General features: G+C 44.2%; 21 protein-coding genes. 14 read left to right on the top strand and 7 right to left on the bottom strand.

Going from position 1 to position 23677, the window contains the following annotated elements:
- The first annotated feature begins 122 nt into the window (after positions 1-122).
- Entirely contained in the window at positions 123-1847 is a 1725-nt protein-coding gene (gene acsA / locus BM210_RS16035; RefSeq protein ID WP_091170027.1) for an acetate--CoA ligase, read from the top strand.
- Between the two features lie 102 nt (positions 1848-1949).
- Here the strand turns inward: acsA and BM210_RS16030 are convergent, their stop codons facing one another.
- Positions 1950-5183, bottom strand: coding sequence for a transglycosylase domain-containing protein (locus tag BM210_RS16030; protein WP_091170025.1), 3234 nt, complete (start codon positions 5181-5183; stop codon positions 1950-1952).
- Positions 5184-5702: 519 nt separating this feature from the next.
- Here BM210_RS16030 and tyrS point away from each other — a divergent pair.
- The gene (tyrS, locus tag BM210_RS16025) at positions 5703-6959 is read left to right on the top strand and encodes a tyrosine--tRNA ligase (protein ID WP_091170022.1); all 1257 of its coding nucleotides are present in this window, start codon (positions 5703-5705) and stop codon (positions 6957-6959) included.
- A gap of 135 nt (positions 6960-7094) precedes the next feature.
- Here the strand turns inward: tyrS and rpsD are convergent, their stop codons facing one another.
- Positions 7095-7694: a 30S ribosomal protein S4 gene (rpsD, locus tag BM210_RS16020; protein ID WP_076236022.1), complete on the bottom strand. Its 600-nt coding sequence runs from the start codon at positions 7692-7694 to the stop codon at positions 7095-7097.
- 327 nt (positions 7695-8021) lie between these two features.
- Here rpsD and BM210_RS16015 point away from each other — a divergent pair, with 327 nt between their 5' ends.
- The 4 genes from BM210_RS16015 (at position 8022) to BM210_RS16000 (ending at position 10554) form a co-directional block, all read left to right on the top strand.
- Positions 8022-8606: a TVP38/TMEM64 family protein gene (locus tag BM210_RS16015; protein WP_091170020.1), complete on the top strand. Its 585-nt coding sequence runs from the start codon at positions 8022-8024 to the stop codon at positions 8604-8606.
- 43 nt (positions 8607-8649) lie between these two features.
- Positions 8650-9765 carry an aminopeptidase gene (locus BM210_RS16010; protein ID WP_091170017.1) on the top strand — a complete coding sequence of 372 codons (1116 nt, stop codon included), beginning with the start codon at positions 8650-8652 and terminating at the stop codon, positions 9763-9765.
- A 95-nt stretch (positions 9766-9860) separates the two neighbouring features.
- Positions 9861-10109 carry an HPr family phosphocarrier protein gene (locus BM210_RS16005; protein WP_091170013.1) on the top strand — a complete coding sequence of 83 codons (249 nt, stop codon included), beginning with the start codon at positions 9861-9863 and terminating at the stop codon, positions 10107-10109.
- A 157-nt stretch (positions 10110-10266) separates the two neighbouring features.
- Positions 10267-10554 (top strand): Fpa/YlaN family protein, encoded by a 288-nt coding sequence (locus tag BM210_RS16000; RefSeq protein WP_091170010.1) that lies wholly within the window; start codon positions 10267-10269, stop codon positions 10552-10554.
- Positions 10555-10603: 49 nt separating this feature from the next.
- On the opposite strand, the gene cax is transcribed toward BM210_RS16000, so the two are convergent.
- Positions 10604-11689 carry a calcium/proton exchanger gene (gene cax / locus BM210_RS15995; protein WP_091170007.1) on the bottom strand — a complete coding sequence of 362 codons (1086 nt, stop codon included), beginning with the start codon at positions 11687-11689 and terminating at the stop codon, positions 10604-10606.
- Positions 11690-11846: 157 nt separating this feature from the next.
- On the opposite strand from cax, the gene BM210_RS15990 reads away from it, so the two are divergent.
- Positions 11847-12230 (top strand): Asp23/Gls24 family envelope stress response protein, encoded by a 384-nt coding sequence (locus tag BM210_RS15990; protein ID WP_091170003.1) that lies wholly within the window; start codon positions 11847-11849, stop codon positions 12228-12230.
- A gap of 58 nt (positions 12231-12288) precedes the next feature.
- Here the strand turns inward: BM210_RS15990 and ftsW are convergent, their stop codons facing one another.
- Entirely contained in the window at positions 12289-13458 is a 1170-nt protein-coding gene (ftsW, locus tag BM210_RS15985; RefSeq protein WP_091170001.1) for a putative lipid II flippase FtsW, read from the bottom strand.
- Between the two features lie 13 nt (positions 13459-13471).
- A complete protein-coding gene (locus BM210_RS15980; protein WP_076236003.1) occupies positions 13472-13819 on the bottom strand; it encodes a YugN family protein in 348 nt (115 codons plus the stop codon).
- 207 nt (positions 13820-14026) lie between these two features.
- Here BM210_RS15980 and BM210_RS15975 point away from each other — a divergent pair, with 207 nt between their 5' ends.
- The 3 genes from BM210_RS15975 to BM210_RS15965 all read left to right on the top strand — a co-directional run bounded on the left by BM210_RS15975 (position 14027) and on the right by BM210_RS15965 (position 17083).
- Positions 14027-15190: an amidohydrolase gene (locus BM210_RS15975; protein ID WP_091170303.1), complete on the top strand. Its 1164-nt coding sequence runs from the start codon at positions 14027-14029 to the stop codon at positions 15188-15190.
- Between the two features lie 120 nt (positions 15191-15310).
- Positions 15311-15748, top strand: coding sequence for a CBS domain-containing protein (locus BM210_RS15970; RefSeq protein ID WP_091169999.1), 438 nt, complete (start codon positions 15311-15313; stop codon positions 15746-15748).
- A gap of 168 nt (positions 15749-15916) precedes the next feature.
- On the top strand, positions 15917-17083 hold the full coding sequence (locus BM210_RS15965) for a Gfo/Idh/MocA family protein (protein WP_091169997.1): 1167 nt from the start codon (positions 15917-15919) through the stop codon (positions 17081-17083).
- Between the two features lie 58 nt (positions 17084-17141).
- On the opposite strand, the gene BM210_RS15960 is transcribed toward BM210_RS15965, so the two are convergent.
- The gene (locus BM210_RS15960) at positions 17142-17651 is read right to left on the bottom strand and encodes a thermonuclease family protein (RefSeq protein WP_256223658.1); all 510 of its coding nucleotides are present in this window, start codon (positions 17649-17651) and stop codon (positions 17142-17144) included.
- Positions 17652-17935: 284 nt separating this feature from the next.
- Here BM210_RS15960 and BM210_RS15955 point away from each other — a divergent pair, with 284 nt between their 5' ends.
- From BM210_RS15955 to BM210_RS15945, 3 genes are all read left to right on the top strand, one after another.
- The gene (locus BM210_RS15955; RefSeq protein ID WP_091169991.1) at positions 17936-19633 is read left to right on the top strand and encodes a DNA repair helicase XPB; all 1698 of its coding nucleotides are present in this window, start codon (positions 17936-17938) and stop codon (positions 19631-19633) included.
- Entirely contained in the window at positions 19597-21501 is a 1905-nt protein-coding gene (locus BM210_RS15950) for a helicase-associated domain-containing protein (protein ID WP_091169988.1), read from the top strand. Before BM210_RS15955 ends, BM210_RS15950 begins: the two co-directional genes overlap by 37 nt.
- Positions 21502-21578: 77 nt before the next feature.
- A complete protein-coding gene (locus BM210_RS15945) occupies positions 21579-22040 on the top strand; it encodes a YlbF/YmcA family competence regulator (protein ID WP_091169986.1) in 462 nt (153 codons plus the stop codon).
- Positions 22041-22096: 56 nt separating this feature from the next.
- On the opposite strand, the gene BM210_RS15940 is transcribed toward BM210_RS15945, so the two are convergent.
- Entirely contained in the window at positions 22097-23116 is a 1020-nt protein-coding gene (locus BM210_RS15940) for an asparaginase (protein WP_256223657.1), read from the bottom strand.
- A gap of 46 nt (positions 23117-23162) precedes the next feature.
- Here BM210_RS15940 and BM210_RS15935 point away from each other — a divergent pair, with 46 nt between their 5' ends.
- Positions 23163-23429 (top strand): YlbG family protein, encoded by a 267-nt coding sequence (locus tag BM210_RS15935; protein ID WP_091169984.1) that lies wholly within the window; start codon positions 23163-23165, stop codon positions 23427-23429.
- Positions 23430-23677: the final 248 nt, after the last annotated feature.

Here is a 23677-nt window from a genome sequence, read left to right as displayed (position 1 = left end):
CGGATAAAACGGGATATGGTATAATAGCCATTGTATTAATGCTATCGGTTTGTTTAAGGTTCGATAAAGGGCTTGTAAGCGTTTTATCGAGATCAATTGTTAAAATTCAGGAGGCACTTGCTATGGATCATACGAATATTGAGAGTATTGAAGCCGTTTCCACATCTTCGAATATGAAAAATTATGAGCAAGAACGTGCGAATTTCAGCTGGGAACAGATTGAACAACAGTTTTCGTGGTCGACAACTGGAAATGTAAATGCCGCATATGAGGCCATTGACAAACACGCCGAGTCTTCCAGAAAGAATAAAATTGCTCTTCATTACAGCGATGACAAGCGTGAAGTATCCTACACATACCAACAGATGAAAGAGCAATCCAATCGGTTTGGTAACGTGCTTCGTAAATTGGGCATAGCCAAGGGAGAACGTGTATTTATTTTCATGCCGCGCACACCTGAGCTTTATTTTGCTTTACTTGGCGCGATCAAGGTAGGTACAGTGGTGGGACCTCTGTTTGAAGCCTTTATGGAAACCGCAGTAAGAGATCGGCTTCAGGATAGCAGTGCGATTGCTATTGTGACAACACCTCAGCTTGTATCGAGAATTCCTGTAGCTGAGCTGCCGGATTTAAAGCATATTATTATTGTTGGAGACAATCTTGAGTTATCCGAGGGACAAGTGGATTTCCATAAGGAAATGGCACAAGCTTCTGATCAGTTGGATATCGAGTGGGTAGACCGCGAGGATGGTTTATTGATTCATTACACTTCAGGCTCTACAGGCAAGCCCAAAGGTGTATTTCATGCGCATAATGCAATGCTGCAGCATTATTATACTGGTCGTGTAGTGCTAGATTTGCAGGAAACAGATGTATATTGGTGTACTGCTGATCCAGGCTGGGTAACGGGTACCTCTTATGGTATATTTGGACCTTGGTTGAACGGAGCTACTAATGTTATTCGCGGCGGTCGTTTCAGTCCCCAGGACTGGTATCGTACATTGGAAAAATACGGTGTAACGGTTTGGTACAGTGCTCCGACGGCCTTTAGAATGCTGATGGGAGCTGGGGATGAAGTTTCCACAAGCTTTGATTTATCTAAGCTTCGACATGTACTTAGCGTAGGAGAGCCGTTAAATCCTGAAGTGGTTCGATGGGGGTTAAAGGTTTACAACCAACGTATTCACGATACATGGTGGATGACAGAGACCGGTGGACAATTAATTTGCAATTACCCGTGCATGGCCATACGTCCAGGTTCTATGGGCAAGCCGCTTCCTGGTGTAGAAGCATCGATTGTCGATGATTCCGGAAATATACTTCCTCCATACAGGATGGGTAATTTGGCAATTAAGACGCCTTGGCCTTCGATGATGCGTAAGATCTGGAACAACCCGGCCAAATTTGAAGAATACTTCCGAATCCCAGGTTGGTATATTTCAGGTGATTCGGCTTATTATGATGAAGATGGATACTTTTGGTTTCAAGGTCGAGTGGATGATGTAATTAATACCGCGGGGGAGCGGGTAGGTCCGTTCGAAGTGGAAAGCAAGCTGGTTGAGCATCCGGCTGTCGCTGAAGCAGGAGTGATAGGTAAGCCTGATCCGATGCGCGGCGAGATTATTAAAGCTTTCATTGCATTACGTGAAGGTTATACGGCCTCCGATGAATTAAAAGCGGAAATTTCCAAGTTCGTAAAAGAAGGGCTGTCTGCTCATGCAGCGCCTCGCGAAATTGAGTTTAAAGATAAGCTTCCCAAAACACGCAGCGGAAAAATCATGCGTCGTGTACTCAAAGCTTGGGAACTCAATCTGCCTACTGGAGACTTATCAACGATAGAAGATTAAACATAATTGGCTGCTGCAGTGCAGTTTACAATAAAACACCCTCTCATGATCAAACGTTCATCCAGATGAACATCGATCACGAGAGGGTGTTTATTCTTATCATTATTTTTTAAATCTGACTGCAGCTGACTGCTTAGATTCACCTAATTCGTTAGTAGCCGTTATCTTATAGAAGCCATCATAAACTGCTGCATAATATCGGAATTCCGTACCGCTGGTGATAGTACCAAGCTTGTTGAAAGTACCTGTTTCTTTGTCACTGTAAAAAATGGTGTACTGCTTAACCTTGTCTTTGGCTGGGTTGGCTTTCCAGCTTATGGTTAATCCGGCTTCGACAGTTTTGATTGCCATTCCTGTTGGTGTCTCAGGTACAGTAACTGCCGGACCTGGCGAAGATGAAGAGTCTCCCTGACTCGGTGTATTAGTATTAGGAGTCGCTCCCGTATTCGTCCCTGGTGCAGAGCCATTATTGGTACCTGTTCCTGGTGTACCTGTGCCTCCAGTTCCATTAGTGCCTGTGTTTCCTCCTGTAGGACTGCCAGTCAAAGGAGGAGGCAACATTGCGCCTGTCTCATTCGGTACAAGCATCAATGTATCGATTATAGAACCATCTGTAAAGGAAGCCTTGCTGGGTGTTGATTCTTTTCCTGCTACATCCACAGCGGTTACATAATATCCGAACACACCATTACCTGCAGCCTGATCCGTAAATTTGGTTTCTTCGCCTGCAAAAGTAATTTTTCCACTTAGACGCTCGAATGGCCCCCGATTAAGAGAACGGTACAGACGATAGCCAATTGTATCTGGACTACTGCTAGCTTGAAATGTAATAACGCTTGTATCGCCACTGCGAGTTGCAACAACCGTAATCGGTGATACAGGTGGCTTGCCATCATCAACTCGCGGATCAATCTCGGTAGGAGCATCATCATCATAATCTATAGGACGATAATGATCTATGGAATGACGGCGATCTGGCGAGACCTTTTCCATGATTTCTTGAATTTGTTTTAAAATTCCACTAACCGATTTTTCGCGTTTAATCACCGTTTTCTCTTTCACGAATTCGGCTGGCGTTGACTCCTGTGCAATGTAGTTAATTCCATTAAATGGGATGATGGATAAATTTAAAAATACATTGTCCTCAGTAGTAGGGATGTACTTCCTGTTGAATAAATCCGTGACTAGCTTCCCTGACTTGGATGAAGCTTCACTGGGAATCTTTCCTGAATAACCGGAAACCGTCATTTCCACTATATTGTCCGGTCGTTTGAATGTCTTAGTCGGAAAATATTCAGGTTTTTTACTTATCGCATCATTCATGACTAACGCCCAGATGTTTTTGGCACGCGAGGTCCCCCCTGTACGGGTACTTAATTTGTGAACAGGAGAATCATATCCGGCCCAGACCCCTAATGTAATATCTGGCGTATAGCCCATAAACCAAGCATCTGCATCGTCCTGAGTGGAGCCCGTTTTACCAACAATGGCAATTTTCCCATATTGCTTAAATTTGCTCATCAAATCTGTAGCTGTACCCGCCGTCACAACCGTTCGCATCATATCTGTCATTAGATAGGCGGTTTGTTCGGAGAATAAAGCTGTTGGCTTTGCCTGATGCTCATAAATAACCTTACCATTAGAATCGGTTATTTGTTGTATCATGAACGCTTCATTATGAACACCCTTATTGGAGATCGTGTTGTATGCGTTCGTCAATTCCTTGACTGAAACCCCATTGCGCATCCCGCCAATAACTCCGGTTTGTGCTGAGTAATCTTCTTTAGCAATGGATGTAATGCCCATTTTTTTGGCTAAATCCCAGGCATTTTCTATTCCGACAATATCCAAAAATACCTTGATAGCAGGTATATTGTAGGATTGATTAAAGGCTCTGCGTGCAGTAATTAAACCATGGAACTGGTTATCCCAATTCTCAGGTATGTGATAGCTGCCTCGGTCTTTTAAGAGAAGAGGGACATCGTCAATAATCGATCCTGGCTGTAAGGCGCCTTTCTCCATTGCCGGAATGAAAGCAGCAATTGGCTTCATTGCCGAGCCTGGTTGACGGTAAGCCTGTGTAGCGTGATTCATCTGCTCTTCGAAGAAGTCGCGGCCTTCCATCATTCCAAGAATGGCTCCGCTTTTGGAATCCATCATAACGGCCCCGATTTGCTCAGTACCCTTAACAGGGTCTTTCGGAGTGAAATTGTCTGGATTCTCTGCAATATCGCGCATAGACTCGTAAATGTCTTTGTCGAGTGTCGTATAAATCTTGTAGCCTGCCCGACCTAACTGGGACTGGGTATTTCTCAAAGCTTCATTGTAAGCATCGGAATCAGGCTGTGCACTCAGCTTCGGATTCTGTACAGACAGGATCGCTTTAGCTGCCGCCTTTTCCATTTCAATCATCAGATATGGATAGGTGGAGTATGCTTTTTTAACCGGCTCTGCCAAAGAGCCTTGCAGGTCAAAATCCAATGCTTCCTGATATTGCTGCTGATTGATCTTATTTTCTTCCAGCATCCGCCTGAGCACAAGTTGTTGTCTCACAGTGGCGCGTTTGAATGCAGCCCCGTCAAATTGTCCTTTACTCGAAAATGCAGAATAATTGCTGGGAAGCTGAGGGACACCGGCTAAATAAGCGGCTTGGGCAATGTTGAGTTCCTTCAGATCGCTGATATTGAAAATTCCTTTAGCTGCGGCTTTAATCCCATAAGCATTGTAACCGGACGAACCGTTTCCATACGGGATTTTATTCAAGTAGGCGAGCAGGATTTCATCTTTGGACATCAGACGCTCCATCCGCATGGCCAAAAAGATTTCTTTGGCTTTTCGGCTATCCTCGCGGTCTAACGTCAAAAACACACGCCGTGCGAGCTGCTGTGTTATCGTACTGCCTCCTGTTTGAACATCTTGCCTCATCAGCTTTTGATAAATAGCTCTTGCGGTTCCTTTAAAGTCAATTCCGTAGTGCTCGTAGAAATTTTTGTCTTCAATGGCAAAGACGGCATCAATAACTTGTGGAGGAATGTCTTCGAGTTTGGCCATAAGCCGATCTTCTTCCCCACGCAGCTGTCCGATAATGGAACCATCATTGAAATAAACAAAGCCTGAAAGTGCATTTTCCTGTACCTGCGCGGTCATTGATTCTTTACTCCGAATAGGTTCATCTTTGACGAGTGCGGAGATATAACCAAATGCCGCGCCGCCTCCCAAAAATCCGGCAATTACGCAAATGATTAGTATCCACTTGATGCTGATAAGCGTATATTTGACAATACTCCATATTACATGCCATGCTGTAAGTTTCTTTTTCTCCATTTCCATCTCCATACCGATAACAATTCCTCCCGATTTTGGAACGACATACGTGGTTTATTATACCACAAAGGAACTCACGATGGACACTAGTGTTCGACAATTACTTCGAAATGATGTTTGACAACGCGATAAGGTTGTGATATAAATCATGTAACTGTATATGAAAAATGCATTGATGGACTTACGTATTGGCTCCTTTCATAGAGCTGATTCAACAGTAGAATAGGGTACAATGCTTGGCAGAGAGTCGGTGGGTGGTGCGAACCGATACTTGATCTTATTCGAATTACCGTCCGGAGCAGGGAAAGGGAACGCATGGAATGCTCAGATTAGAGCCATTCTCAATGTCAGTAGCTTTCTGTCGGGTTAGACCCGTTATCGTTGTCGAGTGAAAGCTTTGGTAAAGCTGCGTTTATTACAGACTTTATCCTGCTTTAATTAGGGTGGTACCGCGAGCAATAGCCTTCTCGTCCCTTGTGGATGAGAGGGCTTTTTTTGTATTCTTGCATATCAATGAGGAGGCAGCAGATTATGGCAAAATGGGAAGAGTTAACAACAGAGCAGCAGCAGGAAGTGGAGAGACAGCTATCGTGGATTCGTCGCGGTGTGGTCGAAATTGTGCCGGAGGATGAGCTTAAACAAAAAATTATAGGTTCTGTTGTAACAGGCAAGCCATTGAAGGTGAAGCTGGGCTTAGATCCGTCTGCTCCCGATATTCACATTGGTCATACGGTGGTTTTGCATAAGCTTCGGCAATTCCAGCAGTTGGGCCATCAGGTGCAATTGATTATTGGCGACTTCACAGGGCGTATTGGCGACCCTACGGGTAAATCGGAGACACGGAAGCAATTGACTGAAGAGGATGTCAAGCGCAACGCCGAAACCTATCAGAAGCAAATTTATAAAATTTTGGATGCCGATAAAACTCAGCTTTACTACAATTCCGAGTGGCTTGGACCTTTGACCTTTGTTGATGTCGTTCAGCTGTCTGCCAAAGTTACGGTAGCGCGCATGATGGAACGGGACGATTTTTCCAAACGTTATACATCCGGTCAACCTATCCATGTGCATGAGTTTTTCTACCCCCTCATGCAGGGCTACGATTCCGTTGCTTTGAAAAGTGATGTAGAGCTTGGAGGAACGGATCAGAAATTTAATTTGTTGATGGGACGTACGCTGCAGAAGGAATATGGCGTTGCCTCTCAAGTAACTATCATGACACCTTTGCTAGAGGGACTAGATGGTATTAACAAAATGAGCAAGAGTCTTGGGAATTACATCGGAATTGATGAGGAACCTAATCAAATATACGGTAAAGCGATGTCGATCCCTGATGAGCTGATGCCTAAATATTATGAGCTGGCAACCAGCATGAGTAATGAAGATCTGAAACTGCTTCAAGACGGATTGTTGGACGGTACGGTTCACCCTCGTGATGCTAAGATGCAGCTGGCGAGAACCTTCGTAAGTATGTACCACGGAGAGCAGGCCGCGAATGATGCACAACAGCACTTCGTTACCGTATTTCAACAACGCGCACTCCCAGATGATATTGAGGAATTTGTGATAGCTGCAGATGCTCTGGAGGATGGGAAAATCGGTATCGTAAAGCTGCTGGTCACACTGGGATTATCGACTTCTAACAGTGAAGCACGTCGCAGCGTACAGCAGGGCGGAGTGAAAATCAACGAGCACAAGATCGAGGACCTGAATACCAATCTTACATTGCAGGAAGACGATATTATTCAGGTGGGCAAGCGCAAATTTGCCAAAATCAAGCTGGGCTGATACTGGGTTTGAAATCAAGCCATTCTTGAATAGCAAATTGCTTGAACAGATTAGATGTTAATCGAACAAGCAGGATGCACAAAAAAAACTGGATGCTGAGGCATCCAGTTTTTTGTATCTAATTGAAATAAAGAATTAACGGCTGTAGAACTCGACGATTTGCTTCTCGTCAATTTCTTGTGGAAGCTCAGAGCGATCTGGTAAACGAGTAAATTTACCTTCTTGAGCAGCTTCGTTATATTCAACATAAGCAGGCAAGTAGTTGCGGTTAGCCAAAGCTTCTTTAACGGAAGCAATGTTACGGCTTCTTTCGCGAAGACTTACAACATCACCAATGCTTAAAGTGTAAGAAGCGATGTCTACTTTTTTACCGTTAACTGTAATGTGACCATGAGCGACTAATTGACGCGCTCCAGCACGGGAGTGAGCAAAGCCCAAACGGTAAACAAGGTTGTCCAAACGGCTTTCCAACAAGATCATGAAGTTTTCACCGGAGATACCTTGTTGTTTGCTTGCTTTGTCGAACAAGTTACGGAATTGCTTCTCATTCATACCATACATGTGGCGCAATTTTTGCTTCTCTTGAAGCTGAATACCATAACCGCTCAATTTTTTGCGTTGTCCTGGACCATGTTGACCTGGAGGGAAAGGACGTTTCAATTCTTTACCGGAACCGCTTAGGGAAATACCCAGACGACGGCTTAATTTAAATTTAGGGCCTGTGTAGCGTGACATGTATAACGAGCTCCTTCGTTCCATTAATGGATTTAATTTGTTTTATTATGTTTTCTTCGGGTGAAGCATGTGCCCAATTTTGTTTGAAGCCATATACGATTAGTATCGCTCGGCATCTGTCAGGAGTCACAGCCGCTGTCCTGCTAGCAACAAAATCGGTGAGGGTGAACACACGTCTTCCACCATAAACGACTAACCTAAATAAAATTTGGGCTGAGTACGTTCTCGACTTCTAATTTTATAAGACGATACCCCCCTGTGTCAAGTGGTCAGCAGATTTATTTTGATCCAATAAAATGTTACACTATTCTCACAGGAGGGATTGCATTGGGAAAATGGAATGTCCAGCATTTATCCAACCTGCTAGAAACGTGGGGGCTCTGGGGACATTTTCTGGGAGCACTGCTTGCTTTTGTCCAACCGGTCGTTCCCTTTATGCCTTTTGTCGTAGTTGCAGGGGTGAATGTACTCGTATTTGGATTATGGTTTGGTTTTGCCGTTAATTATGTAATGGCTGTTCTTGGAGCTATTACTGAATTTTGGCTAGCTCGTAATTATGGTCGGAGTTGGGTTGAAAAGAAGTTGGCTAACAATGCTTATATTCAAAAGTTTAACAAGCAGATCGAGCATCACGGTTTTGTATATATCGCGATCAGCCGGATCATTCCGGTTATACCATCGTTCGGCATTAATTTGGGTGCTGCGGTTATGCGTGTGAAAACAATGGATTTTGTACTGGGAACGATTGTCGGTAAACTCCCGATGATTTTACTGGAATCGTTTATAGGGCATGATTTGCTGCATTTTCAACATAATAAAAAACGTCTGTTGCTTATGCTGGGCATCTTTGTGATCCTGCTTCTAGTCGGTCATATCTTCAGGAAAAAGCTTAGCAGAGTGGAGCAAACTTAAGGATGTTCATTTTTTGTTTACATTTAAAAAGGAGATGATAGGTATGCGTGATCCGCGTTTGGAATTGTTGGCTCGAAACCTCATTACATATTCACTGGATGTTCAACCAGGGGAAAAGGTACTGATCGAAATGATCGGTTCGGAGAGGGAAATCGTTAGCTGTCTGGTGGAAGAGGTATATGCCCGCGGTGGGCTTCCGTATGTTGAAATGATCGATCCTGTTGTGCAAAGTGCAATGCTGCGATCGATAACCCGTGAACAGATTGAGCATTGGGCGGAGATGGATCTAAAACGTATGCAGGATATGAGCTGTTATGTGGCGATTCGAGCAGGCTCTAATGTAAGCGAGATGTCGGATGTGCCTGAGGAGCAGATGAAGCTGTATGACCTCTATTATCGTAAGCCAATACATTTGGAGCAGCGAGTCAAGAAGACACGTTGGGTTGTCCTGCGCTATCCGAATGCCTCTATGGCGCAACTTGCTGGAATGAGCACAGCCAAATTTGAAAATTTTTATTTTGATGTATGCAATCTGGATTATGCACAAATGTCCAAGGCCATGGACCCGCTGCAGGCACTTATGAACCGGACGGATCGTGTACGCATTGTAGCTCCCGGTACGGACATTCAGTTTTCGATTAAGGGGATTGGCTCGGTCAAATGCTGCGGCAGACGGAACATTCCAGATGGTGAAGTATATACGGCGCCTATTCGCGATTCAGTTAACGGCACGATCACATACAACACCCCAAGTGTAAAGTCGGGAATTACTTTTGAACAAATTGCTTTTCGTTTTGAAAATGGTAAGATTGTCGAGGCCACCAGTAACCAAACCGACCGTTTAAATCAGATATTGGACACGGACGAAGGGGCCCGTTATATCGGAGAATTCAGTTTGGGCTTCAATCCCCATATACTAACGCCAATGAAAGATACACTATTTGATGAAAAGATTGACGGGAGCCTGCATTTTACCCCGGGCCAGGCTTACGAGCAGGCAGACAATGGGAATCGTTCTTCGGTTCATTGGGATCTTGTATTGATTCAACGTCCTGAATATGGCGGCGGTGAAATTTATTTTGACGATGTGCTGATCCGTAAGAATGGACGTTTTGTGATCCAGGAGTTGGAAGGGTTAAATCCGGAGCATTTGAAATAGTAGTTGCGATTTGCTGATTTCCAAGGTAAAATCAAAGAAAGAAAGCGATTTATTTAATTGTTTTGATGTCGCTGATCCATATGGAGGGATTCAAAATGTCAAGTGCCAATAACGCAGCAATCGTTGAAATTTCTCAAACCGCTAACAAATTTAGATCTTCCATTGTTTTGCAGTATGAGAACAAGTACATTGATGTCAAAAGTATTCTGGGTTTGTTCACAACTTTGCTGACAAGCAGTAATTATGATCTGCATGTGCACGGTCCTGACGCGGAAGATGCTAAGAAAGCAATGGCAGAAGTGTTTGCTAAGCATAACTTGCAAATTAACAGTATCCAAGAATAATAGGTGAAAAGCACTTCCATCCGAGGGTGGAACTGCTTTTTTCTTTTAAATGCTCACTTATTAATGAATATCAGAGAAGATGATGGACGACTCTCTTGTGTATTGGGACATTTTCGACTAATATTAAGCTATGAAGTTCGTTCAGGGGGGAAGCTCGATGTCATCATCCGATTTGTTACTCAGCCTATCACAGAAAGCACTTCTTCTTCTTCAAGAGGATGCTGATAAAATCGAAAAGCTCATCGAAGTACAAATGGAGAATTTGACAACACGCAAATGTCCTTTGTATGAAGAGGTGTTAGATACACAGATGTATGGGTTGTCAAGGGAAATTGACTTTGCCACTCGTGCCGAATTGATTTCAGAAATAACAGGAAAGCAAATCTTAGTTAAGCTGGAGAGAAATTTGGCCGAACTATACGAAGCATTAAGTAAAAAAGAGTAGCCTTCTCTACAGAAGGTTACTCTTTTTTTATAGAACGCTATATGTATCTTTACACGAGGTAAAACGCGATGCCAAGTATACAATAAACGACTAATAGAAGCACGCCTTCATACCAGTTGGTTGATCCGTCCTGTGAAATGGATTTGGCGATAATCGCGGCTACACCAATCGCAACGAGTTCAAAGGTAGTGAATACGATATCCATCGTTTTACCGAAGAATAAGGAAATGAGCACAAGCACAGGCGCTACAAACAAGGAAATTTGCAACGAGCTGCCCACTGCGATTTCTACAGCTGCCCCAATCTTGTTCTTGCGAGCCAGCATGATTGCTGCGCTATGCTCGGCTGCGTTACCTATAATCGCAATGACGAAGGCACCGACGAACAGTTCTGACAATCCGAATTGATGTGTGAATACCTCCAAGGTTCCAACAAGCCACTCACTCTGAACGGCAACCATTGCCGTAGCCAAAACCAGGAAGAAGATCGATAATCCTTTTGACCAGGCAGGCTCACCATGCTCTGCGGCTTCATCTGCAAGCTCATTCTTGTGGGTAACCATCGAAAAATATAGCCAAAGCAAGTAAGCAACAATCAATACGGCTGCGACTGTGATGCTGAGGGTGGAAATGTGAAGGGTTGTCAGTGAGCTTGCAAAGGCTGCAGGAACGAACAGGGCGATCACGGCCAGCAGCATTAAGGAACCATTATGGCTCGCCAGCTTGATATTGAAGTTTTGCTCCTTATATTTCAATCCTCCAATCAACAGACTGAGACCAAGAACAAGCAGCAAATTGCCAATGATAGAGCCGGTAATGCTTGCTTTGACAATTTCGAATTTACCTTCTTTAACCAGAAAAAAGGCAATGATCAGTTCGGCTGCGTTTCCAAAAGTAGCATTTAAAAATCCACCCACCCGTTCTCCTGCATAGTGAGCCACGCTTTCTGTAGCTTTTCCAAGGAATCCAGCAACAAAAATTATGGCGATACAGGAAAGTACAAGCTCTACGGTAGAAGGGAAAATCCCTGAATAATGAGCCGCTGCGCTTAACACAAAGCTTGCGATCAGTCCAATAGTAAAAAAATGACGCTTCACGCCAATCCCCCCCTTAACTAAAGTATACCAGTAAATCATAAAACCTATTCTTCTATACCCATTTTGAGGGATTCGATAAACAAGCAGAAACTTGTAAAGGAAAGTGCAAATTAAGCCGAACTTTGTCCAAATAAGTTGCTTTCCCTATGGGAAGTCATTACAATATGATTAGAACCCACTAAGGAGTGTGATCCATATGTCCGAAGAAATACAAACTGGTATTATCCGCATTTCAGATGATGTTGTTTCAACAATCGCAGGCTTAGCTGCGTTGGAAACTTCCGGGATCGCTGCGATGTCGGGAGGCATTTCTGAAGGGTTAGCTAAAAGACTGAGTGGTAAAAATGTACAAAGAGGTGTCTCGGTCGAAGTGGGTCAAGTAGAGGCTGCCATAGACTTGCGTGTAATTGTGAATTATGGCTCCAAGATCCAAGAGGTATGTAGTGAGCTGCAGCAAAACGTTCGTGATGCTGTAGAAAACATGACCGGCTTATCCGTTGTCGAAGTTAATGTGAAGGTTGAAGGGGTTGCTTTCCGCGAGGAAGAGGTACATGTGGAAGAAGCAAACCGAGTGAAGTAATTAAATCGATGACTCGAATGGCATAGAAGCCGCACAAAAAGAGAGCCCTTGCACTACTTTAGGCTCTCTTTTTTGTTTCCTTTTCCGGCTTATTGTATTCTCGGGATATACTAAGCAGAATGCCGAGGCTGATGAGGGTAACAAGCATGGATGAGCCTCCATAGCTGATTAAAGGCAAAGTAACACCAGTAAGAGGAATGCTCCCGGTAACTCCACCCAGGTTGATAAGTGCTTGTATGGCGATCATGCCAATAATGCCTACCCCTGCCAAGGTTCCAAACATTTCGTTACTGCGAATAGCTATGACCAGGCCCCTCCATAGAAAGGCCAAATAGATAAGAATAAACAGGGAGCTGCCAATAAAGCCGAGCTCTTCACCAATAATAGAGAAAATAAAATCGTTGTGGGCTTCAGGAAGATAGTGCAGCTTCTGAATGCCTTGCCCGAAGCCTGCACCAGAGATGCCGCCGTGACCGAAGGCATACAAAGATTGAACAACCTGATAGCCTGTGTTCAATGGATCTGCAAAGGGGTCCATGAAAGAGGTGAACCTGTCCATAATATAGTTTTGACCGCTTAATTTGGATTTAATTAAATAAATCGAGACCCCGATCAACATCACAAAGGCACCTGCCGTGCCGAGCAAGAAAATATGCTTTAAATTGGCGCCTCCAGCAATAATCACGATGGCGGCACAGAGGACAAGAATCATGGTAGAGCCGCGGTCGGGCTGCATAAGGATTAAGAATGATATAAAAGCAACAATCGTTAGCGCTGGCAGTAAGCCTTGCTTAAAGCTTCGAAACTTTTCTTCTTTTTTGCTAATTAAAGCTGCGAGGTAAAGGATAACTCCAAGCTTGGCAAATTCGGCGGGCTGCAAACCGAACCCTGCGATCACGAACCAGCTTCTGGCACCGTTAACTTTATTGCCGAATATGGGGACCAGCACCAGCAAGATAACGACAATGATGAAAGCAGGTCCAATCCATTTTTTCAAAACGTTATAATTGATGTTCATACAAAAAAACATGGCTACCGTGCCCAATGCAATCGCGGCTGCCTGGCGGATCGCCAAATACGACGGGTCATTGAGCATAGTAGCCGTAACGGAATCATAACGCGAGTAGGCCATGCTGGCACTAAAAACCATGGCTAATCCGAAGCTTACTAAGGAAAAAGCTAAAAAAAGCAGCAAAAAATCCGGCGTTCCTCTTCGCTGGGAAGTCATGAGTCCCTGCCCATTACAAGGACAATTCGGTTTTTAGCTGAGTAAGCTTTTGTGTTGCGATCTTCATGATGGAATCTGGTACTGGTGATTGATAGTCCAGTCCATGAGGAAATGTTGCTCTTCCAATATAGATATGCTCTATGTAAAGAATGGCATATGGTGATTCGAGCTTACCGGATTCTGTGCGTGTATTGATTCGCAAAAAATATTCGCTTTGATCTGTTTTGTCAACGAGCTTCAAATCATAAGTAGCGCGTGTATATTCCCACTGCCAACGAACAAAACCCAATTTTGATGAAACATCATCTAAATGTGCCAAATCGCTTTTAAGTCCTAATAAACCGTTTTTTTCAATAATCATTGTAAAGTCCTCCTAAAAGTTTTTCGCAGAAAAACGATCTCTATAATCCTTTATTCATGATAGTATGTTTCCCAAACTTGTGCAAGCCTATTGCATCTTGTGAAGGTTTCATGACAATAAAATTTGAAATTCTTGTGACACACAGATGAAAGCAGCCGTTTTTTTTGTTAAAATGGGAACATCCTAACAAACCGGAGGTATCAGATGATGGAATCCTTATTGCAAGCCATTGATTTGCTTATTCCCCAGATGATCAACTGGCGGCGTTATTTACATCAGCATCCGGAGTTGTCCTACCATGAGCGGAAGACAGCGGCCTTTGTAGCACAGCACTTGGAACAGTGGGGGCTGGATGTCCGCACAGGTGTCGGTGGACATGGGGTTGTTGCCCGATTAAAGGGAAATGGGAATGGTCCTACAGTGGCCTTGCGTGCGGATATGGACGCTCTGCCCATTCAGGATGAGAAAACCTGTGAATATGCATCAAAAAATAAAGGAATTATGCATGCATGTGGACATGACGCCCATACTTCGACATTGTTGGGTGTGGCCAAGGTAATGTCTGATCATCAAGAAGCTCTTAAAGGTGATGTTGTTTTCATATTTCAGCATGCGGAAGAACAGAGCCCCGGCGGTGCAATCAGTATGATAAAAGAAGGCGCGCTGGATGGAGTCGATTATGTATACGGAATTCACTTGTGGACACCATTTCCTATAGGCAGTGCATATTCCAAAGCGGGTCCTATGATGGCCGCGGCAGACGAGTTTGAAATCGTTGTAAAAGGTAAGGGTGGACATGGAGGGCTTCCCCATCAAACGATCGATAGTATCGTTATCGCTTCGCAGGTCGTCGTTAATCTGCAAACCATCGTTAGTCGGAGCGTCAGTCCAACCGAGCCCTGTGTTGTGTCTGTAGGCTCTTTTCATAGCGGAAGCAGCTTTAATGTTATTGCAGAGACGGCAGCCTTAAATGGCACAGTCAGAACCTATGATCCTGAACTGCGCTTGGATGTCAAGCAAAGGATGGAGAAAATCGTCAGTCAAACGTGTGAAATGTACGGAGCGGATTACAGCTTTGACTATAAAATGGGTTATCCGCCTGTTATTAATGATGCTGGTGAGGCCGAGAGATTCTTTCGAGCCGGAGCAAGCGTAATGCCAGTGAAACCCTCACCGCTTATTATGGCTGGTGAAGATTTTGCTTATTACCTGCATGAACGTAAAGGCTGTTTTATGTTCGTGGGTGCAGGCAATCCGGATCAAGGAATCGTTCATCCGCATCATCACCCCAAATTCGATATTGATGAAAGCGCAATGAGAGACGCAGCTCGATTATTCATTGCGATGGTTATGGACTGTCAGCATGGATAGAGGTTAATCGAATGGGAATCGACCGTTCGGGGAAATCTATGTCTGCGGCGAAAGCACGGTCTTCTTTATTTTATTATAAAAACCGGCTTGCGTCAGACTATACTCCGGGAGGAAATTCACATGGGCGCATCGCAAATAAAAGACATCATGACAAAGCAATTTGCAACGGTTACACTAAAGGATAACGTATATGAGGTTGCTGTTAAAATGAAGCAGGAAGACACTGGATTCATACCCGTAGTTGATGGAACGAAGCTAGTTGGAGTAATTACCGACCGGGATATTGTCATTCGCGGCTTGGCTGAGAAAAAAGAAGGCTCAGCAGCAGTAGAAAATGTGATGAGCAGTACGCAAATTACAAGCGCAACTCCCCAAACGACAATCGACGAGGCTGCTAAGCTGATGGCCAAACAGCAAATTCGACGGTTGCCGGTTGTAGATAACGGAAAGCTGGTCGGTATCGTATCCATTGGCGACCTTGCTGTCAGGGACAAATTCGCTGATGAAGCTGGCGAAGCTTTAAATCAGATTTCTGAAAAAGAAAAAGTGAAGATATAACTCAATCAATCTATTATCCCAGTTTTTTGTAATATCAATGTTCCCTTGATTGTATCGAGGGGACGTTTTTTTTGTTGTAATGTTAACGTGTGCAATGTATAATAAATGAGTACAAGAAAATGCTTACAATTATATTTTTTAATTTAAATGAGAGGCAGGGAAATACGAATGGATAAAGTACGCATCGGTATTATCGGTGTAGGCAACATGGGAAAAAGTCATATCGACTACTTGACCAAGGGCGAAGTGAATGGCGCCGAGTTGACCGCCATTGTGGATACAGACCCAACCCGACTCGAATGGGTTAGAACCCATCATGGCAACGCAAATATTCAATTGTTCGATAACGCGGAGGCTTTTTTCGCATCCAAAGCATTCGATGCTGTAATAGTAGCAACTCCACACTATGACCATCCAACATCTGCAATTCAAACACTTGCTCACGGTTACCACGTTCTTGTTGAAAAACCGGCTGGCGTTTACACGAAGCAGGTTCGTGAAATGAATGAGGCTGCTGCTAAATCCGATAAAGCATTTGGTATTATGTTCAACCAGCGTACCAATCCTCTCTATCAAAAGCTGAGAGATTTAATTACTTCTGGTGAACTGGGTGAAATTCGCCGTACTAACTGGATTATTACGAATTGGTATCGTTCCCAAAGCTATTATGATTCAGGCGGCTGGCGTGCAACTTGGGCTGGAGAAGGTGGCGGCGTACTGATCAATCAGGATCCGCATCAACTGGATTTGTGGCAGTGGACTGTAGATATGATGCCTAAGCGTGTTAGAGCATTTTGCGGCTTTGGTAAATACCGTAACATTGAGGTTGAAGATGATGTAACGGCGTACGTGGAATATGAGAATGGTGCTACGGGGCTGTTCGTGACAACAACAGGTGAAGCACCTGGAACGAATCGTTACGAAGTGAGCGGAGACAATGGTAAAATCGTGATCGAAGACGATAAGCTGACCTTCTGGCGCCTGCGTCAATCCGAGCCTGACTTTAACCGTGAGTTTAAAGGTGGCTTCGGTGCTCCTGAGTGCTGGAAATGTGAAGTTCCTGTTATCGGTGCTCCAGGACCGCAGCACAAAGGCATTACACAAAACTTTGTTGACCATATCTTAAAAGGAACCAAGCTGTTGGCTCCTGGCGAAGAGGGCATTAAAGGCTTGACGCTTTCCAATGCGATGCATTTGTCGTCATGGACTGATAATTGGGTAGATCTTCCAATTAATGAAGACCTGTATTATGAAAAACTGCAAGAACGCATTAAAAGTTCTACTTTGGTTAAGGAAACCAAGGAATTGCAGTTGGACGTTAAAGGTACACATTAATCTACAATCTATACTTTTCGATAACAAAAAGGTGACCGGTGGGATTACTCCCTACTGGTCACCTTTTTTCAAATGCGGCGTTGTAATTTTTCCATATCCCTTTTTGCTTTTGACGCGCTTCCTCCTGAGCCTTTTTGAACAAATCCACATACTTCACATTGGGTGGAAAAGTCGCCATTCGCGCATAACCTTCGCTTACTAAGGTACGGTTGAACAACTCGTCATCTACCCACACATAGGCGAGCAGACGATCGTACTGATCCTTTCGGTCCACATCCCATTCCAACTCTACTGTTTTTTTATCAAGGCGCTTTTTGGTATAGTCCGAGGCTTCTTCCCCGTAAAACATGACCGGAGTATTCGGTTTTTTCGTCTCGGGTGTGTCGATACCAATCAGCCTTACCTTTTCTTTTTTGCCGTTGAGTTGAATCTCCAATGTATCGCCATCGACTACGCGTTCTATTTTGACTTGCTGACGATTCAGCTTGGAGGAGGCTGCTTGCTGCTGACACCCAGTGATGAAAATGAAGGTGAAAATGATGGCCAGTAGGCCTGATAGTTTTCCCATGAGTCCCCCTATGTAGTTCATAATGTATCTAATTCTGTTTCGTTCCTCATTGTAGAGCTTAAAGAAATTGCTTGTAAAGAGAAAAGATGTTTATTTTGTTATCTTTTTTTTCATACTAGAGAAGATGAACAAAAGTAGCACAGAGCCCGAGCGGAGATAACAAACCCTTCTGGAGAATGAACTGTTCGGCTTTGGAGCAGGATTGTCATGATGTTTAGTTCTTATATAGATGATAGATGCTTGCGAAGCAGGTTTACCTACGGAAAGCCATGAGGAGGGAACACATGAAGATAGATTCGAAAAAGCCGCTTGTCGTGCAAAACGATTTTACGGTTCTTCTGGAGGCGCGTCATCCTGACTCGGAGCAGGTTCGAATTGTGTTGATCCGATTTGCCGATCTGGTGAAAACCCCAGGTCCTATACACACCTATCGCATGTCTGCGCTATCTCTATGGAATGCAGCAGCAGCAGGGATGACTACCTCAGAAATTATCGATTTTCTGGAGATGCACGCCAAATTCGGAGTTTCACTGCATGTTAAACAAGATATTCGAAGGTTCGTTGAACGTTATGGGTTAATAAGAATTGAAAGCTTGGGTGAGGATCTTCTACTTATTTCTGATGATGTGGAAGCTATTAAAGAGATGGTGTCTTACAGATCGCTTCGTTCTTATGGTCTGTGTCAAATCGATTCGCGAACACTGCGCTTCTCATCAACATATCGGGGTGTTCTCAAACAGGAGCTGATTAAGCTGGGTTATCCCGTGCAGGACTTGGCTGGTTATAGTCGTGGAGAAGAACTGCCAATTAGTTTAAAACATTCCACCCGACAGGGTGAGTCTTTTGAGCTGCGGGATTATCAGCAGGTTGCAGTCGATTCCTTTTATCAGGACGGTAGTACACTTGGTGGCAGCGGCGTTCTGGTGCTCCCCTGCGGAGCGGGGAAAACTCTCATAGGTATTGCGGCAATGGGTAAGCTGAATTGTGCCACCTTGATACTCACAACGAATAGTACATCCGTGAAGCAGTGGAAGCGAGAAATCCTTGATAAAACGAATGTGACAGAGGATATGGTTGGGGAATACAGCGGCTTGGTTAAGCAGGTCCGACCGATTACAATTGCTACTTATCAAATCCTGACTTACCGGAAGTCAAAGGATGACTTGTTTGTGCATATGGATCTCTTCAATAAACGTGATTGGGGTTTGATCGTTTACGATGAAGTACATTTGCTGCCGGCACCGGTCTTTCGCGTTACTGCAAATATTCAAGCAACGAGAAGGCTTGGGCTGACAGCTACCCTAATTCGTGAAGATGGCAGGGAAGAGGACGTATTCTCTCTTGTTGGCCCCAAACGATACGACATGCCATGGAAGGAGCTGGAGGGCAAAGGCTGGATAGCGTCTGTAAATTGTTCCGAAATCCGGGTCGAGCTCTCTAAGGGTGAGAGGGAACGGTATGATGTCTCGGGACCGAGGCAGCAAATGAGATTGTCCAGTATGAACAGCACTAAGCTTGACGTGATTAATGAACTGTTAAAAAGGCATTCAACTGAACAGGTTCTTATTATTGGGCAATATATCGAACAGCTCAAGCAAATAGCACAAGTAGTACAGGCACCCATGATTTATGGTGAAATTTCTCATGAAAGACGCGAGGAGTTGTTTCAAAAGTTCCGAACCGGAGAAATTAGGGTGCTCATTGTGTCCAAAGTGGCTAACTTTGCGGTAGATCTGCCGGATGCAGCGGTAGCGATTCAAATTTCGGGCAGCTTTGGCTCGCGGCAGGAGGAAGCACAGCGGCTTGGCCGGATTTTACGTCCCAAAGCAAATCGGAACGAGGCTTTCTTTTACTCAATTGTTTCAGATAATACCAAAGAGCAGGATTATGCGCTAAACCGCCAGTTGTTTTTGGTTGAGCAGGGATATCGTTACCGGATTCAACCATGGCTACCTGTCAAGTCAGAGGCAACACCATTATGAACCATGCCTACTTCCTGAGTCGTATGGAGCAAGGTTTTATTCAAAAGCTGGAGTCAGAACGTATTTATGCACCATGGATTCAGCAGGGGAAACAGCTTGTATACATATGGAACCATAACGAAATAATGAAGTCGATCTATGCACAATTGTCTGGTAGAGAGCGCCGCCTGCTGCTGCTGCTCATCACTCACATAGGCTGCGAGCCCTTTGATTGGCCTAAACTTGAAAAGCATACACAGTCGTTGATTTCAGGAGCTGAAGCTCGGGTTGGACTGATGCTGCTTGTTAAAAAGGGTCTTTTGTTTGCATTGCGTAAATCGTGGGGAGAGCAGTTGTATGTGATGGCACATGATGGGCTTGCAATGTGGCAGCAGATTGTGTGGTCTCAAGAGTATGAGAAACTATTCTGGAATGGTGAAACGCAAGCAGTTAATGAAAAGGGGACTGTGCCCGCAGCTGAGCAAGAAAGAAGACAAAGAGAAATCGTTCTGACGAATCAAGGAGGAACGGGGCTTGCCCATATCATATTTCAATCACTGGTGTATATGAGTCAAAATGAAATGAAGCTGACCAAAAGTGGAGCTTTGACAAAAAGAGCTTTGCACAAGTGGAAAGAGGGGTTACCCCTAAATGATGATACGTTCCAAGCATGCGGAATTAAGTATGCTTATATGGATGTGTACAGTGAATCGATAGCGGTCGTGCTGGATTTCATGATTAGACTGGAAATCGTCCTTGAGAAGAGTGAGGAGCTTGTGCTTCAAGTTGAGGAGATCAGGCACTGGCTGACCCTAAGCGAAGCAGAGCAGAATAAACGATTGTACCAATTGTGGAAGCAGTTGATGTTCCCGGCAGAGTCGTGGCTGCAGCATATTGCCCTTTTACTGGAACGCCAACCGAATGAGGTATGGATTAGCACAGATGATATGTTAAGGTGGCTCAGGAATTGTGAAGTTATATCAGAGAACTCGTTTCTACATGCTGAAAAGCTGGTAGAGAAATTGGAAGCAGAATGGATTCATCCTTTGCTGGCGTTCGGTTGGTTGGAGAAGGGCAGGTATAGTTCGCAAGAACAAGCTCATTTTTATCGTTGGAGTCAACATCCTCTTGCCTCTGTTGCGATCAATGACGATTCGGAAGGATATCTATATATCCAGCCGGACTTTGAAGTGCTGGTACCGCCGGACGTTGGGTTTGCTGTGAGATGGGAGCTGTCAGCGATGGCTGATCATCGACATACAGATTCAATGTCCCTTTATCAAATAACGAAGAAGAGCTTGCAGCGTGGTATCGAAACGGGGCGCCGTATTGAACAAATACTTGCGTTTCTTAAACAGCATTCAGTTGATGGCATCCCTGAACATGTGCAGTTTACAATTGAGCAGTGGGCCAGAGAGTTTGGATATAAAGCTGAGATGTTTGACAAGCAGAGGGACAAATCCATAATAATGGAAACGACGGGGGTCGTAGTATCTGAGATGAAAGAAGAGCAGCAGATGGCCATAAGAAAAGGGTTCTTAGATTCGCGCCATCTGTTTATTCATTTGGAAATGGAAAGACAGCTTCCCGCATTGGAAGAACTGTATCCTGAACTCCGTGCGGTTCCGACAGCATGGTTGAAGGATTATCGAACATATCATTTGAGTACCCGAAGAGAGATCATTGAGAAAGCGATGGAATGGAAAACCACACTGCAAATCCGTGGTAATGGGATAGATCGAGTCATCCTTCCAAGAAAGCTGCATGAAGTAGACGAAACGTTGCAGATAATAGGTGTTGAAGAACCATATGGGAATGAAATTAACCTGTTTTTCGGTGATTGTGAAGAAATGCGGATAATTGTGCCGGGATTATATGAGAAATATTGATCTGCATAAGGGCCTTTTGTGTGTTATGATAGGAGAGAATACAACAATCATAAACATTCGATAAGGCAGGTGCGATTATGGCAGTAACAGAAGCGCAAACCTTGGACATGTCTGCTATTCTCATGCAGGCGTATGATTTGGGGGATATGATTAAAAGTTCCGCTGAAACGGCGGAGTTTCTATATTGGAAGCAGCGGATAGATCAGGATACAGAGGTAAGCGGATTGGTACGCCAATTTGACAAAAAGAAAGAGCTGTTCGAGGAATGCCAGAGATTTGGGCATTTTCACCCTGATTATCATGCCGCGTTGGGACAGGTGCAGGAGATTCAGAATCAATTGGACAGCCTGGAATCAGTGAGAAGGTTTAAGCTTGCTGAGGAGAAGCTCGATAATTTATTGTATTCCGTATCCCAAACGATAGCACATAGTGTATCGGATACAATTAAAGTACCGAGTAATGACCCGCTTGCAAGCGGCGGTAGTTGTTCAACAGGCAGCTGCTCTACAGGAGGAAGCTGCAGCGGTGGCTGCAGCTAACCAATAGGTGGTTTTAAGAAGTAGGGTTGCTCTACTTATGATTTCGGACTGACAGCCTAATCAAAATGCCATTTCAGCATTGCATTCGGCTGGATGCTGCCTACGATTTGATCGTGACAGTTTCTGATATCGGGTTGATGAAATGAACGTAAAGCTTCGATTTCTTGTTCCTGAAGCAGTTTTAATTGAATTAATGTTTCCATGACAGCTGGATATAGTGCGCGTTTGGCACCATCTTCAATTTTAAGCGCAATTCCCCAGCTCTTCTCGGGTATGCAGAGGGCGAATATGCCCTCTGCGCCCATTTTTCCGATGATACGTCCTTTAGTTACCTCGATCAGTCGGGTATCGAATCGATCACTTCCCGCGAGATAATAGGGTTCTCTGGATATGGCCCCGATGATACGGTTGCAGGCTTCTGCACGGGAGGGACTTAGATTTATAGGGTTCCCGAGCTGTGCATAAGCATATGCCAATGCCTCAAGAGGCATAGCAAATACAGGGACGCCACAGCCGTCTGTACCAAGTGTAATCTGCTCACTCGAAATATTGCTCATGTCCGCTATGATATGCAGCATACGCTGCTGAACGGGATGAGTGATCTCTATATAGGATTGCGTGGACACTTCAAGTATTTGAGCTAATGCCAGCATGCCAGTGTGCTTTCCAGAGCAATTGTTGCGTAGTGGAGAGATGGGTTGGTTAGATTGCTTTAAACGTTCTGCTGTAGGTTCATGAAACGGTTCGTGAACTCCGCAGCACAATGCAGATTCATCAAGTTCTAGCTGATGCAAAGTATGATTAACCATTCTGGCATGATCGTCTTCGCCATTGTGGGAAGCACATAACAAGGCGATTTGTTTATCATCAAGATGTAAGCGCTCAGCACCACCAGCCTCCAGCAGCGGAATAGCTTGGAGCAGTTTGGCAGTAGAACGTGCAAACGTATAATAACAAGAATCTCCCGCGGAGGCGATCAGCTTGCGGTTTATATCCATTACAGCGACATGAGCGATGTGCCGGCTTTCTGTAAGAGCTCCGCGCAATATGTGAATAATCATTTCTCCGTTGTCCAAAGTCAATCATCCTTTCATTTGACTCTATAGAAAGAAGGTAATGCTGATGTTAACCGATCGAAGCGGTCTTATTGTTTGGGTGACAGACCTCAAAGCAGCGAATAAGCATTTGGAGCGTTATGGAAGTGTGCATTTTATTTCTAAAAGATTACACTATGCAGCCATGTATGTCCATGCAAGTAAGCTGGAGGAAACGATGAAGCAGCTGCAAAAGTTGGCTTTTGTCAAAAAAGTCGAACGTTCCTACCGCAATGAAATTCAAACCGAGTATAGTAACAACGGGGCTGATAAATCAAGCTTATATACGTTGTGAGCGTATAGAATGTGTTTCTATAATTGGATAATTTAGTTCATTATATACACTTTAGAAGGAAAGCTTCTGATACCAGAGGCTTTTTTTGTTATAATATCAGAATTTATAAGTTTTCAGCGAAGCTGAACATTCTGATATTTTAAGAAAGGCTACCGATACAACACGAATGTACCTTCGTCGAGTAGGATTTGATAAGAAGCTTTTCTTATAAAGTATCAAGTTTACAAGGATTAACTAAAGAATAATTA

The organism is Paenibacillus sp. 1_12 (assembly GCF_900114475.1).
Lineage (GTDB): Bacteria > Bacillota > Bacilli > Paenibacillales > NBRC-103111 > Paenibacillus_S.
The sequence above is the reverse complement of the archived record's forward strand: the minus strand, read 5'-3'. Positions and strand labels throughout refer to the sequence as shown.

Coding starts and splice junctions, on each gene's coding strand:
- acsA (WP_091170027.1), top strand. CDS start 123: ATGGATCATACGAATATTGAGAGTATTGAAGCCGTTTCCACATCTTCG.
- BM210_RS16030 (WP_091170025.1), bottom strand. CDS start 5,183: ATGGAGATGGAAATGGAGAAAAAGAAACTTACAGCATGGCATGTAATA.
- tyrS (WP_091170022.1), top strand. CDS start 5,703: ATGGCAAAATGGGAAGAGTTAACAACAGAGCAGCAGCAGGAAGTGGAG.
- rpsD (WP_076236022.1), bottom strand. CDS start 7,694: ATGTCACGCTACACAGGCCCTAAATTTAAATTAAGCCGTCGTCTGGGT.
- BM210_RS16010 (WP_091170017.1), top strand. CDS start 8,650: ATGCGTGATCCGCGTTTGGAATTGTTGGCTCGAAACCTCATTACATAT.
- BM210_RS16005 (WP_091170013.1), top strand. CDS start 9,861: ATGTCAAGTGCCAATAACGCAGCAATCGTTGAAATTTCTCAAACCGCT.
- BM210_RS16000 (WP_091170010.1), top strand. CDS start 10,267: ATGTCATCATCCGATTTGTTACTCAGCCTATCACAGAAAGCACTTCTT.
- cax (WP_091170007.1), bottom strand. CDS start 11,689: ATGATTTACTGGTATACTTTAGTTAAGGGGGGGATTGGCGTGAAGCGT.
- BM210_RS15990 (WP_091170003.1), top strand. CDS start 11,847: ATGTCCGAAGAAATACAAACTGGTATTATCCGCATTTCAGATGATGTT.
- ftsW (WP_091170001.1), bottom strand. CDS start 13,458: ATGACTTCCCAGCGAAGAGGAACGCCGGATTTTTTGCTGCTTTTTTTA.
- BM210_RS15980 (WP_076236003.1), bottom strand. CDS start 13,819: ATGATTATTGAAAAAAACGGTTTATTAGGACTTAAAAGCGATTTGGCA.
- BM210_RS15975 (WP_091170303.1), top strand. CDS start 14,027: ATGGAATCCTTATTGCAAGCCATTGATTTGCTTATTCCCCAGATGATC.
- BM210_RS15970 (WP_091169999.1), top strand. CDS start 15,311: ATGGGCGCATCGCAAATAAAAGACATCATGACAAAGCAATTTGCAACG.
- BM210_RS15965 (WP_091169997.1), top strand. CDS start 15,917: ATGGATAAAGTACGCATCGGTATTATCGGTGTAGGCAACATGGGAAAA.
- BM210_RS15960 (WP_256223658.1), bottom strand. CDS start 17,651: ATGGGAAAACTATCAGGCCTACTGGCCATCATTTTCACCTTCATTTTC.
- BM210_RS15955 (WP_091169991.1), top strand. CDS start 17,936: ATGAAGATAGATTCGAAAAAGCCGCTTGTCGTGCAAAACGATTTTACG.
- BM210_RS15950 (WP_091169988.1), top strand. CDS start 19,597: ATGGCTACCTGTCAAGTCAGAGGCAACACCATTATGAACCATGCCTAC.
- BM210_RS15945 (WP_091169986.1), top strand. CDS start 21,579: ATGGCAGTAACAGAAGCGCAAACCTTGGACATGTCTGCTATTCTCATG.
- BM210_RS15935 (WP_091169984.1), top strand. CDS start 23,163: ATGTTAACCGATCGAAGCGGTCTTATTGTTTGGGTGACAGACCTCAAA.